We start from the raw sequence: 14,171 nt of genomic DNA on the forward strand, positions 1-14,171 counted from the left end.
GGGCCCACGCTGTGGGCCGGCGAGGGCGGCTCCGCGGCTCAAGTGGACGCCGCCGCAGCGGCGGTGACGACGGCGCTGCGCGGAGCCTGCGCGACCACGGTGCCGAGCACGTCGCCTCCGACATCGCGTAGGCGGTCGGCCGCGGCGACGATGTCGGCGGTGGTCGATACTCCGACCCCGGCGACGAGGACCGTCGTCGCGACCAGTTTGCCGAGCAGGACCGCGTCGGTGGCGGTGAGGATCGCGGGGGAGTCGACGATCACGTGGTCGAAGCGGCGCGCGAGGTGCCCGATGATCCGCTCCATCGCCGGGGTGCCGATCAGGTCACTCGGATTCGCCTGGCTGCCGCCCGCCGGCAGCACGGACACGCCCTGAGCGCTCACGGGCAGGGTGCCGTCGGCCGGCAGGCCCCCCGCGCGCAGGAGCTCGGCCAGCGTCGGCCCTCCGGTGGGGACGCGGAACACGGCCGACTGCACCGGGTCGCGCAGGTCGGCGTCGACCACCACAACGGTGCGGCCGATCTGTGCGATCGAGGCCGCCAGGTTGGCGGCGACGACACTCTTGCCGTCGCCCTCACGGGCGGACGTGACGAGCAGGGTTCGCTCGTGGGTGCCCGAGCCGAACAGGATCGTCGTGCGCAGCATCCGGAACGACTCGGCGGTGGCACTGCGCCCGTCGACCACGAGCGGAGTGCGGCGGATCGCCGCCTCGTAGGGGATCGACTCGAGCACGGGCAGCGAGGTGCCCGCCGCGATGTCCTTCGCCGAGCGGATGCGCGCGTCACCGAGCGAGCGCAGCACGACGAGGCCGACACCGAGGATCAGCCCGGTGGCGCCGCCGAGCACGAGGTAGACCAGCAGGTCAGGGCTGAGCGGCGAGCTCGGCACCGACGCGGCCTCGAGGACCTTCACGTCGACGCGGCTCGCTCCGCCGCCCACGGGGCGCTCGATCTCGGCGACGTAGCCGCGGAGGCTCTCGGCGACCGCGTCGGCGATCTGCGCGGCACGCCGCGCATCCGCGTCGACCACGTCGATGCTCATGATGACCGTGCCCGGGAGGGCGGCGGGAGTGACCTCGGCTGCGAGCTCGCCGACCGAGAGATCGAGCCCGAGCTCGTCGATGACCGGTTGCAGGACCGAGCTCGAATCGACCAGCGCGACGTAGGAGGCGACCCGCGCCTCCGCGCTGGTGAACGAGGCGCCGACCTCGGCACTCGACTGGTTGTCGGCCGTCGAGACCGAGACGAAGACGGTGGTCTGCGCGCGGTACTCGGAGTCGGAGGCGATTGTCGCCACCGAGGCGACCGTGAGTCCGAGTGCGACGAAGATCGAGATGACGAGCCAGCCCCGACGGAGGAGACGTCCGTACTCGCGAATTCCCACTGTGCCCTTCCCAGCCCTTCCCTCGCTGTGTGGCCCTCGTCGCGCCGCTCCCGTCGCGTCGAGACGTCGCGGGAGGGGTCCGACGGAGCCGGACAGGGCGGATGAGCGTGCTCTCACGATCCTGACAGAACCGTGCCTCGCGGCCCGTCAGGCGGGCCGACCCGCGGGGCGTGGCGGATGACGCCGTCTCGAGTCGACCGTGTCGGGTTCCCCGGGGAATGCGGCCTGTGGGCCTGATCGGGCGGCGGATCTGTCGCGCTCGCCCCACGATCTGGCGCCCATCGACGGGTCGCGCCGCGCCGAAGCCGCGCGCTCAGCGTTCGACGAGCGTGATCTCGAACGAGTACAGGTCCGGCCGGTAGCAGTGCTGGCCGTACTCCACGGCACGGCCGGAGCTGTCGAAGGCGGTGCGCCCCATCGTGAGTACGGCCGCGCCCTTGGGCAGGTCGAGCAGCCGACTCTCGGCGGTGGTGGCCGAGCGAGCGCCGATCCGCTGCTTCGCGACGCGCATCGTGACGCCGCGGCCGCGCAGGAGCTGGTAGAGCCCGTGTTTTTCAAGGGAGTCCCTCTCGAGGTCGGCGAACGGCTCGGGCAGCACGTTGTCGAGGATCGCGAGGGGCACGCCGTCGGCCGAGCGCACGCGCTTGAGGTGGAGGGTCGGGCTGCCGACCGCGACGCCGAGCGCCTCCGCCGTCTTCTCGTCTGCTCCCTCGACCGAGAACGAGAGCAGTGTCGTCTCCGGCTTCTGCCCCGTGCGCTCGAGGTCTTCGTAAAGGCTGGTCAGCTCGACGGTGCGGGTGACGCGGCCGTGCACCACCTGCGTGCCGATGCCTCGGCGGCGCACCAGGAGGCCCTTGTCCACGAGCTCCTGGATGGCGCGGCGGATCGTCGGGCGGGAGAGTCCGAGTCGAGCGCTCAGCGCCACCTCGTTCTCGAGCCGGGCGCCGGCGGGGAGGGTCTCCTCGAGGATCGCCTTCTCGAGCAGGTTCGACACCTGGTAGTAGAGAGGGACCGGGCCCGAGCGATCAAGCCCGAGGAAGAAGTCGGGGGGAAGCAGCTGCTCGTCCTGCGGCATGGTCCTCGCTCTCGATCGTCGAGTTTCCATCCTGACATATGGGCAGTTTGTCGGGTCGCGCAAGCATAAACAGAATAGTATGTTCGGACATCAGGACTAAGTCAGTGCATTCGGCACCGAGACCGGCCCGTCGAGAGAGAGCAGCCATGAGCACCGCGTCAGCCCCAGCGAGCCCGGCGCACCCGTCGAGCCCGTGCCCGGCCTCCACCCGGCTCTCAGAGCGCTCATGACCAGCTGGCGGATCCGCGATCACCACTCCGACGACGTCGACGGTGTGCTGCGCCTCTGGGAGCAGGTGAACGCCTCCGAGGCGCCGCCCGTGTACAGCCTCGCCGAGGTCCTGGCCTCGTGCGCGAAGGACCACGCCGTCGTCGCGGTCGTCGAGGACCGCGTGGTGGGAGCGGCGGTCGGCCGCGCCGCCCACGCCCAGGGCTGGGTGGTGTTCCTGGCGACCGCGCCCGACTACCGCGAGCGCGGCATCGGGTCGGCGCTGCTCGCAGCGCTCGAGGCGCGGATGGCACCCGCCGGCATCTCGAAGCTCTCGGCGCTGATGCCCGCGGCCGAGACCCGGGTGGGCGCGTTCCTGCGCCAGGCTTCGAGCTGGGGCAGAACCTGCACTACTTCGAGCGCCGTGTCCCGGTGCAGCGGGAGGAGCTGAAGCTCCTCGCCGAGCTCGGCGGGCGGGTGCTTCCGCGCGGCCTCTGGGACGCGGTCGGCGGCATGACCGCCGAGAAGGAGCTGCTTGAGCGCCGGCTGGTCATGCCCCTGGCCCGGCCGCAGCTCGCCGAGCGCTACGGAGTCGCTCCGCCGCGCTCCGTCGTCCTCTTCGGCCCGCCCGGCACCGGCAAGACCACGTTCGCGAAGGCCATCGCCTCGCGGCTGGAGTGGTCGTTCGTCGAGGTCTTCCCCTCGCGCCTCGCCGCCGATCCGGCCGGTCTCGCCGGCGGCCTGCGCGAGACGTTCGAGACGATCGCCGGCCTCGAGCGCGCCGTCGTCTTCCTCGACGAGGTGGAGGAGATCGCCTCGCACCGGCAGGGCGAGCCGCCCTCGCCCACCCAGGGCGTCACGAATGAGCTCCTCAAGCTCATCCCGACCTTCCGGGAGCAGCCCGACCGGCTGCTGATCTGCGCCACGAACTTCATCCGCTCGATCGACTCGGCCTTCCTGCGCCACGGCCGCTTCGACTACGTCATCCCCATCGGTCTGCCGGACGCCGAGGCGCGCCGCGCGATCTGGGCGCGCTACATCCCTCCGGCCGCGATCGTCGACCTCGACCTGCTCGTGGAGAGGACGGAGGGCTTCTCGCCCGCCGACATCGAGTACGCGGCCCGCAAGGCCTCGCAGGCGGCACTGGAGGCGGCGGTCTACGCCGGCGGCGACAGCGACTCCGGCCCGACGGTCGAGGACTACGCCGCGGCGATCGCCTCCACTCGCGCGACCGTGTCTCCGCAGGTCGCCGCGGAGTTCCTCGAGGACATCGTCGCGCTCGGCCGCGTCTGAGGGCCCCGGCGCACGCCGGGCATCCGGCGGTCGACCAGAGAGGCCCCTGAGGCCGAGCATGCGGAGGAGACGTTCAGCACACGCACGCCTATCCTGATCGCTTCTCCGCTCCCGGCGGAGCGCCCCGTCACGGAACAGCGGCCCACAGGAGCCGCGACTCGCGGAGACGAGACGCTCCCCTTCGAGACCGCAGCGAAAGGACACCCGCATGAGCGCTCCGCGCCCGACGCCGCCCAGCACGATCGAGGTGCGCGGCGCCCGCGTGCACAACCTGCGGAACATCGACGTCTCCGTGCCCCTGAACCAGCTGGTGTCGATCGCCGGGGTCTCCGGATCGGGCAAGTCCTCGCTCGCTCTGGGCGTGCTGTACGCCGAAGGTTCCCGCCGCTACCTGGAGGGACTCTCGACCTACACTCGGCGCCGGATGACCCAGGCCGCGCGACCCGCGGTCGACGCCGTCGAGCACGTCCCCGCCGCGCTGGCCCTGCGGCAACGTCCGAGCGCCGCGGGAGTCCGGTCCACGTTCGGCACCTCCACCGAGCTGCTCAACAGCCTCCGTCTCCTCTACTCCCGGCTCGGCTCCCACCGGTGCCCGAACGGCCACCACGTGCCGCCGACCGAGAAGGTGGCGACGGGCTCGCCGCTGACCTGCCCCGAGTGCGGGGCCGTCTTCGATCCTCCCGGCGCGGAGGACTTCGCGTTCAACGGCACCGGAGCCTGCCCCGAGTGCGAGGGGACGGGGGCCGTGCGGGAGGTCGACGAGTCGGCCCTCGTCCCCGACGAGACACTGTCCGTCCGTGAGGGAGCGGTGGCCTCCTGGGCGGCATTCCGATCGACCGCGAACGTGCAGCTCGCCGAGGCCTTCGGAGTCCGTATCGATGTCCCGTTCGCCGAGCTGAGCGCGCAGGAGCGGGAGTTCGTCCTGCACGGCCCTGCGGAGCAGAGGGTGATCCCCTTCCGCTCCAGAGGCGGGAAGGTCGTCGAGCTGAACGTGACGTTCCAGAACGCCCGGGTGTCGGTGACCGATCCGCTGAGGAAGGCCGACTCCGAGACGAGCCTCCAGCGCCTCGAGCGGTTCCTGCGCACCCGCACGTGCTCGGCGTGCGAGGGGACCCGCCTCAACGAGCGCGCCCGCTCGACTCTCGTCGACGGCCTGCCGATCACGGAGGCCGTTCGGAAGACGCTGGACGAGCTGGTGGCGTGGGTTCTCCCGATGCCGGTCCGCTCGCCGGCCGCGATGGCGCTGATGGCCGACAGCATCGTCACCGCTCTGCTCGACGTCGCCCGGATGCTGACGAAGCTGGGGTTGGGCTATCTGAGCCTCGACCGTCCTTCCTCGACCCTGTCGACGGGGGAGCGTCAGCGCGTGCAGCTCGCGCGCGCCGTGCGCAGTCGGACGACCGGTGTGCTCTACGTGCTCGACGAACCCTCGATCGGGTTGCATCCGTCGAACATCGACGGACTGCTCGATGTCGTCCGTGGTCTCCTCGACGACGGCAACTCCGTCGTCGTGGTCGACCACGACGTCCAGGTTCTCCGCGCCGCGGAGTGGATGATCGAGATCGGACCCGGCTCGGGCAGGCACGGCGGCAGTGTGATCGGTTCCGGCCCGCTGTCCGAGATCGCCGGCACTCCAGGCTCGCGGATCGCTCCGTTCCTCGCGCCCGGCGGCTTCGAGCCGGTCCGCTCCCGCGCGGCAGGGGCCGACGTCTTCGAGCGCGGGCGTCTCCGACTCCGGACGTCGCCTCTGCACACCGTGCACGCCCTCGACCTCGAGATCCCGAAGGGGCGCCTCACCGCCGTGACCGGAGTCTCCGGCTCCGGCAAGAGCACGCTCGTGCTCGAGAGCCTGGTGCCGGCCCTCCGCGCGGCGGCTGAGGGAGCCGCGCTGCCGGCCCACGTGGAGTCGGTCGACGCCGCAGGCGTCACCGGCGTGCACGTGGTCGACGCGTCGCCGATCGGCGCGAACGTCCGATCGACGGTCGCCACCTACAGCGGCGTCCTCGACGACCTGAGGCGGGTGTACGCCGCTCTGCCCGAGGCGAAGGCCCTCGGCTACACGGCGAGCGACTTCTCCTCCAACACGGGCTCCCTCCGCTGCCCGACCTGCGAGGGCACCGGGACAGTCTCGCTCGATGTGCAGTTCCTCCCCGACGTCGACATCGAGTGCCCGGCGTGCGCAGGCACGCGCTACTCGCCGGACGCTCTGGCTGTCACGCGGCGACGGTCCGATCGCGAGGGGCCGGACGAGGCGATGAGTCTGCCCGCCGTGCTCCGCCTCACCGTGGAGGACGCTCTGGACGTCCTCGGCGACCTCCGCAAGGTGCGCTCCCGCCTCCAGCTCCTCGTCGATCTCGGTCTCGGCTACCTCACGCTGGGGGAGCCGACCACTGCCCTCTCCGGCGGCGAGGCCCAGCGGCTCAAGTTGGCCTCCGACATCGACCGCGACCAGCGCGAAAGCCTCTTCGTCTTCGACGAGCCCTCGATCGGGCTCCATCCGCTCGATGTCCGGGTGCTGCTCCGGGTGCTCCAGCGCCTGATCGACAACGGAGCCACCGTGGTCGTGATCGAGCACGATCTCGACATGATCGCCGACGCGGACCACCTCATCGACCTCGGCCCCGGCGGAGGGTATGCCGGCGGCAGGATCGTCGCCACCGGCACCGTCGAGGAGGTCGCGGCGCATCCCGACAGCGTCACCGGGCGGTTCCTCGCCCGCTGAACGAGCGTCTCTCCGTCGACACACGCTGTCACGACGTCGTGACGGGCGTCGTCACCTCGGTGGGCTTCCTCTCTCGCCTCGCGCCCGTGAGCTCGTGCGTTCCGGCGGGATGGAGACCGTGACCGACGTCCGGGCGAGCCTGCACGCCGACTACTCCGCTCGGCCCTCTTGACGTGGCGCTTCGTTCCGTCAAGCAGAAGGCGACCTCTGGGGAGTACGGGGAGGCTTCTGCACGATCTGCGTTGTTCTCCATGAAGGAGAGTAATCCGCGGAAGTCGGAAAATGCGTTTCGTGAGCCTCGTGTTCATGTGCGCTGCAGCGACTCGGCTTTCGCGGCTCTTCTCTTCTTGATCATCGCCGATGCTAGTAGTGCGATTGCGCCGAGGTAGGGTACGGCCACGACCACGGCGAGCCACAGGAGCTTTTCCGATCGAGTGCCTCGCGATCGGAATATGATGACGATCGCGATCGTCATCAGAGCGGCGTACAACGCATACCACGCCGCGCTCGCGACGAAGAGTCCTGCGGTTGGCTCTATCTCACCAGTGACGTCCGGCATTTCTCCTCCTAGGATGACGTCGCATATCCGCGGTCTCCGCCGACGTTCAGTGCGAGCCAAGCGTTCCAGCCGATCTCCGCCATGGTCGTCATCCCGCTAGCGGGGCGATCACGACCGGCGGAGGCTTCTACGGCTACCGTATTCGCCGAACCATGTGCACATGTCGAGACCGTGACCACAGATCCGTCTGATGCAAGCGACCCCTCGCCCACCTGCGTGAATGTATCAGTCGAAACCGGTGCGCCCCCAAGGAGGGCGTCTACAGGCTGTCCACTGCTCAGCTTCTCGACCAGGGCGTCGATGGTTCCTTCAGGGGTGCCGAGAGATGCATAACCCGCCCTCACCTCATCCCACCGTCCTCCCGCCGAGTCTGCGGCTGATGGCGGTGCATTCGCGCCTGCGCACAACAAAACCCCCCGAAACACGCTGCAATTTTGGACATCTTCATATGTACCCCGAGGGTTGGGCCCCGCTGATCAAAGCGCTGATCGTGTTCCTTCGAACCTACGGCGTCACTGGAAAGATGACAACGGCTGTCTCTCCAACCGAACGTCGTCGACGGCCGAGACACGGTCACCGAACGGACTCCCTCGGTTCGACTGGTGGCTCAAGAAGGGCGTCTCCGCGGACCGCAGCATCGACCTCGGCCCGGGGGAGGGGATGCCCGGCGCCGCCGACGCGCGCCCCGACAGCACCACCGGACGGTTCCGCGCGCTGAACCCACGCCTCCAAATGTCAACACATACTGTCATGCGGTAGGCTTCGGGCATTCATCGTCGAACAAGGTCAGGAGCCCCGTGTCGTCAACGCCTCGCGTCGGAGTAGGTCTCGTCTCCCTCGGATGGATGGGGCGCCTGCACTCGCGGGCGTACCGCGCCGTTCGCGACCACTACCCCGATCTGCCCGTGACCGTCGAGCTCGTCTCGGCCGCCGACACCGATGCAGGCGCCCGCAGCAGCGCCGAGGAGGTGCTCGGCTACCGTCGTACCACCGCCGACTACCGCGAGGTGCTGGCCGACCCCGAGGTCGATGTCGTCTCGATCTGCGCGCCGAACTTTCTGCACCGCGAGGTGGCGCTCGCCGCGGCTGCCGCAGGCAAGCCGTTCTGGATCGAAAAGCCGATGGGGCGCTCCGCCGCGGAGTCCTCCGACATCGCGCGCGCCGCGGCTGCGGCGGGCGTCGTCACCTCGGTGGGCTTCAACTACCGCCACGCGCCCGCCGTCGCGCGCGCCCGGGAGCTCGTGCGCTCCGGCGCGATCGGGACCGTCACCAATGTCCGGGTGAGCCTGCTCGCCGACTACTCCGCTGATCCGCTCGGCGCTCTGACCTGGCGCTTCGTCCGCGAGAGGGCGGGCTCCGGAGTGCTGGGCGACCTGCTGTCGCACGGCGCCGACCTCGCGCAGTTCGTCGCCGGCCGCATCGACTCCGTCACGGGGCTCACCGAGACCTTCATCCGCGAGCGGCCCCTGCCCGGCTCCGGAGCCGCGGGCCACTTCAGCAAGGGCGAGGAGGGCGGAGCGACCGGGCCCGTCGAGAACGAGGACTACGCCGCGCTCCTCGGCCGCTTCGAGTCGGGCGCTGTCGTGGTGCTCGAGTCGAGCCGGATCGCGATCGGACCCCGGGCGGAGTACGCGCTCGAGGTGTACGGCACGAAGGGCTCGCTGCGCTGGGACTTCCAGCGCCTGAACGAGCTGCAGCTCGCCGACGACACCAGCGGCTACCGCACGGTGATGGCCCAGCCCGGATTCGGCGACTTCGCGCGCTTCCAGCCCGGCGCCGGTACGAGCATGGGCTTCGACGACCTCAAGACCATCGAGGCGCAGCTGTTCCTGCGCTCGGTGCTGGAGGGGCGTCAGCTCGCTCCGTCCGCCGCCGATGCCTGGTCGGCCGCGGAGATCGTCGAGGCGGCTGTCCGCAGCGACCGGGCACGGGCCTGGGAAGCGGTCCAGGCCGTGGAGGGCGACACGACGTACGACCTCTGAGACGGGGGAGGGGGCGGGAACGCTCGGCGCCCGCCCCCTCCGTCGTCCCGTCATCAGGCGAACGCGGCGCGGAAGTGCTCGAGCGCGGCCTCGGAGTCGCCCGAGGGCCACGCCTCCAGACCCACGACCCCGTCGTAGCCCAGCGCGCGCAGCTCGTCGGCGATCGCCGGGTAGCGGATCTCACCCGTCCCGGGCTCACAGCGCCCGGGCACGTCGGCGACCTGGATCTCGCCGATCCACGGCAGGGCGCGGCGAACGAGCTCGATCAGGTTCCCCTCGCCGATCTGCGCGTGGTAGAGGTCGAGGTTCAGACGCAGGCCCGGGCTGTCGACGGCGCTGACGAGCGCGAGGGTGTCCTCGGCGCGGGCGAAGGGGGTGCCCGGATGGTCGACGGCGGTGTTGAGGTTCTCGAGGGTGAAGACGCGGCCGTTCCGCTCGCCGAGCTCGGCGACCCGGGCCAGGGTGTCGCGTGCCCGCTCGCGGTCCTCGGCCGAGACCGCGGCGCCAGGGCGCACGGGCAGGCCCTCGGGGTCGAGCCCCGTGCCGTGCAGGTTGAGCCGCGGAGAGTCGATCGTCTCGGCGGCGGCGAGCGAGAGTTCCGCCGTGCGCAGCAGCTCCGCGATCCCCTCGGGAGTGGTCAGGTCCCCCGCGAGGTAGCCGGTCATCGACGAGAACGTCGCGCCGGTGGCGGCGAGCGCGGGCAGGTCCTTCGTCGACCAGTCCCAGATCTCGACCTCGAAGCCGAGCCCGTGGAGCCGACGGACGCGATCGACGACGGGCAGTTCGCGGAACAGCATCTCGGCCGAGGCCGCCAGGCGCAGGCTCATCGTCAGAGCTCGACCGGCACGGAGACACGCTCGACGGCCGAGCGTGCGGCGGCGTCGGCGAGGATCAGCGCGGCACGGCCGTCGGCGAAGGTCGGGCTCGTCGAGTCCTCGCCGCGGGCCAGGCGGAGGAACGCGCGCAGCTCGGCGGCGTAGGCGGCGGAGTACCGCTCCAGGAAGAAGTCCTGGTACGGCGGCTTCGCCTCCACGCTCGTGGCCGTCGAGAGGCTGACGAGGCTGGTGAGCGCGTTCGACACGTGCAGTGAACCGCGGGCGCCGAACGCCTCGATCCGCTGGTCGTAGCCGACGGCGCTGTGGCGCGAGTTGGTGATCGAGACGAGGGCTCCCGAGGAGGAGCGGAGGGTCACCATCGCCGTGTCGAAGTCGCCGTGCTCGCGGGCGCCGGGGTCGAAGGTGGTGGTGCCGGTCGCCGTCACCTCGACGATGTCCGGCAGGAAGAACCGGGCCATGTCGAAGTCGTGGATCGTCATGTCGCGGAAGATGCCTCCCGAGACTCCGAGGTACGCGGCGGGCGGAGCCGCCGGGTCGCGGCTGATGATGGAGAGCTGCTCGAGCTCGCCGATCTCGCCGGCCGCCACGCGCTCGCGCGCCTCGGCGAAGGCCGGGTCGAAGCGGCGGTTGAAGCCGAGCGCGATCGGCACACCCGAGGACTCGACGCGTGGGAGCAGCGCGTCCACCCGGGCGATGTCGAGGTCGATCGGCTTCTCGCAGAGCGCCGGGATCCCGGCGTCGATCGCCGCCTCGAGGAGGTCGACGTGGGTCGCGGTGGGCGAGGCGATCAGCACGGCGTCGACACCACCGGAGGCGAACATCTCGGCCGCGTCGGTGGTCACACTCCCGCCGTAGCGGGCCGAGACGGCCTGAGCTCCCTCGAGGAAGGGGTCGCAGATCCACGCGAGCGAGGCCTCAGGGTCGGCCGCGATGTTCGCGGCGTGCACCTGGCCGATGCGGCCGGTGCCGATGAGTCCGAAGCGGAGGGGAGTCGTGGTCACGTCGATGTCCTTGCTGCCCGGAGGGCGTCGGTCGGGTGCCCCGGGTCGGGGCGGAGGGTGGGGGTCAGACCCAGTCTCGGAGCGCTTCGCGGTTGATGCGCTGGTCGGCGCTGCGCTCGTCGCGGAACTCGGCGATCACGGCGTCCGGAGCGTTCAGCACGTCCTGCTCGACGACGATCCACCCGTCGTAGTCGGTGCGGTCGACCTCGGTCATCACGGCGGCGAGGTCGATGTCCCCCCGGCCGAACGCGACGAAGGAGCCGGAGGACCAGACCTCCCGCATCCCGCCGCCCGCGGCGAGGACCCGCTCGAGCTCGGCGAGGTCGACGTCCTTCAGGTGCAGGTGGTTGATCCGCTCGCCCCAGCGCTCGAGGGCGAGCAGGGGGTCGCCGCCGGCGATGACGAGGTGGCCGGTGTCGAGGGTGAGTCCGATGTCGAGAGCGCCGAGGAAGCGGTCGATCTCGTCCGGCGATTCGATGAAGGTGCCCGCGTGGTGGTGGAACGTGGGCTCGAACCCGGCGGCGCGGGTGAGCTCGACGGCGCGCTCGACGTTCGCGACGAGGATCGACCAGCGCTGCGCGTCGAGCGGGTCGGTGTCGGCTCCGCGTCCCGGGGAGGCGCGCCGCGTGTCCGAGCCGTCGTCGGCGAAGGTCGGGAGGGGGAGCCGCCCGGGGCCGCGCTCCGAGGCCTCGGCGAAGATCCGCAGGGTCTCGTGCAGCGCGGGGAGTGCGGCGGTGAACGCCTCGTGGTCCGAGAAGGGCAGCTGGATCCAGCCGCCTGCCAGATCGAGGCCCGTGCGGTCGAGCCGGCCGCGCAGCTCGGCGCCCCGCCCGAGGTAGCCGACGGGGCCGAGGTCGATCCCGGTGTAGCCGGTCTCGGCGAGGATGTCGACGAGCTCGTCGGGGCCGACCACATCGGCGCCCTCCGGCGTGAGCTCGAAGACCCCGAAGCTGACGGGAGCGCCGGCGACAGAGGCCCTCATCGGGTGCCGCCGGTGCGGAGGGCGCGCTGGAGTGACTGGTTCATACGACGGTGTACGGCTTCCTCGACTGGAGAACGGACTCTATGTTCTTACAATAACACAAGCTATCGTGGAAGCTAGATCGATCTAGTCCGCTCCTCCGAGACCGCCCGACGAGGCGCGGGCACAGCGCGTCACACGGACGCGCCCGCATGTCATCACGACGAAGGAGTCCCATGTCTGCCCCTGCCCGCGCGGCCACCGCCGCGCCGCTGCCCCCTCTAACCTCCGGCCCTCACAGTCGCCGGCTCGGCCTCGTCGCGCTCATCGCCACCCTCGGCGGTCTGCTCTTCGGCTACGACACCGGAGTCATCAACGGCGCCCTCGCGCCGATGGCCGTCGACCTCGGCCTCACCCCGTTCACCGAGGGCGTCGTCACGAGCTCGCTCCTGTTCGGCGCCGCCGTCGGCGCACTGCTCGGCGGACGCCTCTCGGACGAGTGGGGCCGACGCCGCACGATCGTGCTCCTGGCGACCCTGTTCATCCTCGGAGCGGTCACCTGCGTGCTCGCACCCGGGCTGGGCGTGATGGTGGTCGGCCGGGTCGTGCTCGGCCTGGCTGTCGGCGGCGCCTCCGTCGTCGTCCCGGTGTTCCTCTCGGAGCTCGCGCCCTACGAGATCCGCGGATCGATCGCAGGACGCAACGAGCTGATGATCGTCGTCGGCCAGCTGTCGGCCTTCGTGATCAACGCGATCATCGGCACCGTCTGGGCAGAGCACGGCAGCGTCTGGCGCTACATGCTCGCGGTCAGCGCCCTGCCCGCCACGGCCCTCCTGCTGGGCATGCTGCGGGTGCCGGAGTCGCCGCGCTGGCTGATCTCGAAGGGCCGTACCGAGGAGGCGCTCGCCGTGCTCTCGACCGTGCGCAGCGTCGAGCGCGCGAAGGCCGAGCTCGCCGAGATCGACAGCATCGCCCGGGAGGAGACCGTGCGGCCCCGCGGAGGCTGGCGCTCGCTGAAGGACAAGTGGATCCTGCGCATCGTGCTGGTGGGAGTCGGCATCGCCGTCGGCCAGCAGCTGACGGGCATCAACTCGATCATGTACTACGGCCAGGCCGTGCTCACCGAGGCGGGCTTCGACCAGGGCTCGGCGCTGATCGCCAACATCGCCCCGGGCGTCATCTCGGTCATCGGAGGCATCATCGGCCTGAATCTGATGCAGCGGATCAACCGGCGCACCACCCTTCTGATCGGCTTCTCACTGACCACCACCATGCACTTCCTGATCGGCATCGCCTCGATCGCGCTCCCCGTGGGCACCGCGGCCCGGCCCTTCGTGATCCTGCTGCTCGTCGTGCTGTTCGTCGGCTCGATGCAGACCTTCCTCAACATCGCCATCTGGGTGATGCTCGCCGAGATCTTCCCGCTCTTCATCCGCGGGTTCGCGATCGGCCTCTCGGTGTTCTGGGGGTGGATCGCCAACGCCTTCCTCGGCCTCTACTTCCCGTCGGTGGTCGCGACGATCGGCATCTCGGGCACCTTCTTCGCCTTCGCCGCGATCGGGGTGCTCGCCCTGATCTTCATCGCCACCCAGGTGCCCGAGACGCGGGGGCGGACGCTCGAGGCGATCGAGGAGGACGTCACGACCGGGGCGATCTACACAGCCCGGTCGCAGTAGCGGCGGCTCAGTCGCGCGGCGCGGCCGTCGTCCTCCGCACCACGAGGGCCGGCTCGAGGACCACCTCGACCGGAGCGGCGGCGGCCGCGTCGACGGCCGCGACGACCCGGTCCAGGGTGGCGCGGGCGAGACCGAGCGGATCCTGCGCGATCGTGCTCAACCCGACCACCTCGAGCCGCGAGAGCAGGCTGTCGTCGAAGCCGAGCACCGACACGTCCTCCGGCACGCGGATCCCGCGGCGGAGGAACGTGTCGAGCACACCGAACGCGCAGCGGTCGTTGAAGGCGAACACCGCGGTGGGCAGCTCCTCGCCGTTGTCGAGGAGGGCGGTGGCCGCGCGGGCTCCCGCCTCCTCGTCCACCCCGCCCGGCAGGAGTCGCGCGTCGGGTCCGGCGGTCTCGAGGAACCCGGCGCGGCGCGCTGCTGCTCCCGCCGCGTCGCCGCCGTCGAGGTGCAGGATGCGCCGATGCCCGAGCT

Annotated in this window: 10 protein-coding genes and 1 pseudogene; 4 read left to right on the top strand and 7 right to left on the bottom strand. The window is 70.8% G+C overall.

Features of this window, described 5'->3' with window-relative positions; translation table 11 throughout:
- Positions 1 to 38: 38 nt before the first annotated feature.
- Entirely contained in the window at positions 39 to 1,382 is a 1,344-nt protein-coding gene (locus ACH61_RS10570) for a tyrosine-protein kinase domain-containing protein (RefSeq protein WP_068211916.1), read from the bottom strand.
- 313 nt (positions 1,383 to 1,695) lie between these two features.
- Positions 1,696 to 2,457, bottom strand: coding sequence for a GntR family transcriptional regulator (locus tag ACH61_RS10575; protein WP_068211918.1), 762 nt, complete (start codon positions 2,455 to 2,457; stop codon positions 1,696 to 1,698).
- Positions 2,458 to 2,683: 226 nt separating this feature from the next.
- Here ACH61_RS10575 and ACH61_RS10580 point away from each other — a divergent pair.
- Positions 2,684 to 3,957: pseudogene (locus ACH61_RS10580) on the top strand (ATP-binding protein).
- A gap of 208 nt (positions 3,958 to 4,165) precedes the next feature.
- Positions 4,166 to 6,679, top strand: coding sequence for an excinuclease ABC subunit UvrA (locus tag ACH61_RS10585; RefSeq protein WP_068211920.1), 2,514 nt, complete (start codon positions 4,166 to 4,168; stop codon positions 6,677 to 6,679).
- Positions 6,680 to 6,983: 304 nt separating this feature from the next.
- On the opposite strand, the gene ACH61_RS10590 is transcribed toward ACH61_RS10585, so the two are convergent.
- Positions 6,984 to 7,238 (bottom strand): PLDc N-terminal domain-containing protein, encoded by a 255-nt coding sequence (locus ACH61_RS10590; protein ID WP_068211922.1) that lies wholly within the window; start codon positions 7,236 to 7,238, stop codon positions 6,984 to 6,986.
- Positions 7,239 to 8,035: 797 nt separating this feature from the next.
- Between ACH61_RS10590 and ACH61_RS10600 the strand changes: the two genes are divergently transcribed.
- Positions 8,036 to 9,220, top strand: coding sequence for a Gfo/Idh/MocA family protein (locus tag ACH61_RS10600; RefSeq protein WP_082845201.1), 1,185 nt, complete (start codon positions 8,036 to 8,038; stop codon positions 9,218 to 9,220).
- 53 nt (positions 9,221 to 9,273) lie between these two features.
- Here ACH61_RS10600 and ACH61_RS10605 read toward each other — a convergent pair whose 3' ends face one another.
- From ACH61_RS10605 to ACH61_RS10615, 3 genes are all read right to left on the bottom strand, one after another.
- Entirely contained in the window at positions 9,274 to 10,047 is a 774-nt protein-coding gene (locus ACH61_RS10605) for a TIM barrel protein (protein WP_068211928.1), read from the bottom strand.
- Between the two features lie 2 nt (positions 10,048 to 10,049).
- The gene (gene iolG, locus ACH61_RS10610; protein WP_068211930.1) at positions 10,050 to 11,057 is read right to left on the bottom strand and encodes an inositol 2-dehydrogenase; all 1,008 of its coding nucleotides are present in this window, start codon (positions 11,055 to 11,057) and stop codon (positions 10,050 to 10,052) included.
- Between the two features lie 64 nt (positions 11,058 to 11,121).
- Positions 11,122 to 12,039 (bottom strand): sugar phosphate isomerase/epimerase family protein, encoded by a 918-nt coding sequence (locus ACH61_RS10615; protein WP_068211932.1) that lies wholly within the window; start codon positions 12,037 to 12,039, stop codon positions 11,122 to 11,124.
- A 215-nt stretch (positions 12,040 to 12,254) separates the two neighbouring features.
- Between ACH61_RS10615 and ACH61_RS10620 the strand changes: the two genes are divergently transcribed.
- Complete coding sequence (locus ACH61_RS10620) at positions 12,255 to 13,694, top strand: sugar porter family MFS transporter (RefSeq protein WP_068211934.1); 1,440 nt, start codon at positions 12,255 to 12,257, stop codon at positions 13,692 to 13,694.
- A 7-nt stretch (positions 13,695 to 13,701) separates the two neighbouring features.
- Here the strand turns inward: ACH61_RS10620 and ACH61_RS10625 are convergent.
- Positions 13,702 to 14,171, bottom strand: a 470-nt coding sequence (locus tag ACH61_RS10625; protein WP_161489653.1) for a substrate-binding domain-containing protein, incomplete at its 5' end; no start/stop codon positions are given.

The organism is Rathayibacter tanaceti, assembly GCF_001634385.1.
GTDB classification, from domain to species: Bacteria; Actinomycetota; Actinomycetes; order Actinomycetales; family Microbacteriaceae; genus Rathayibacter; species Rathayibacter tanaceti.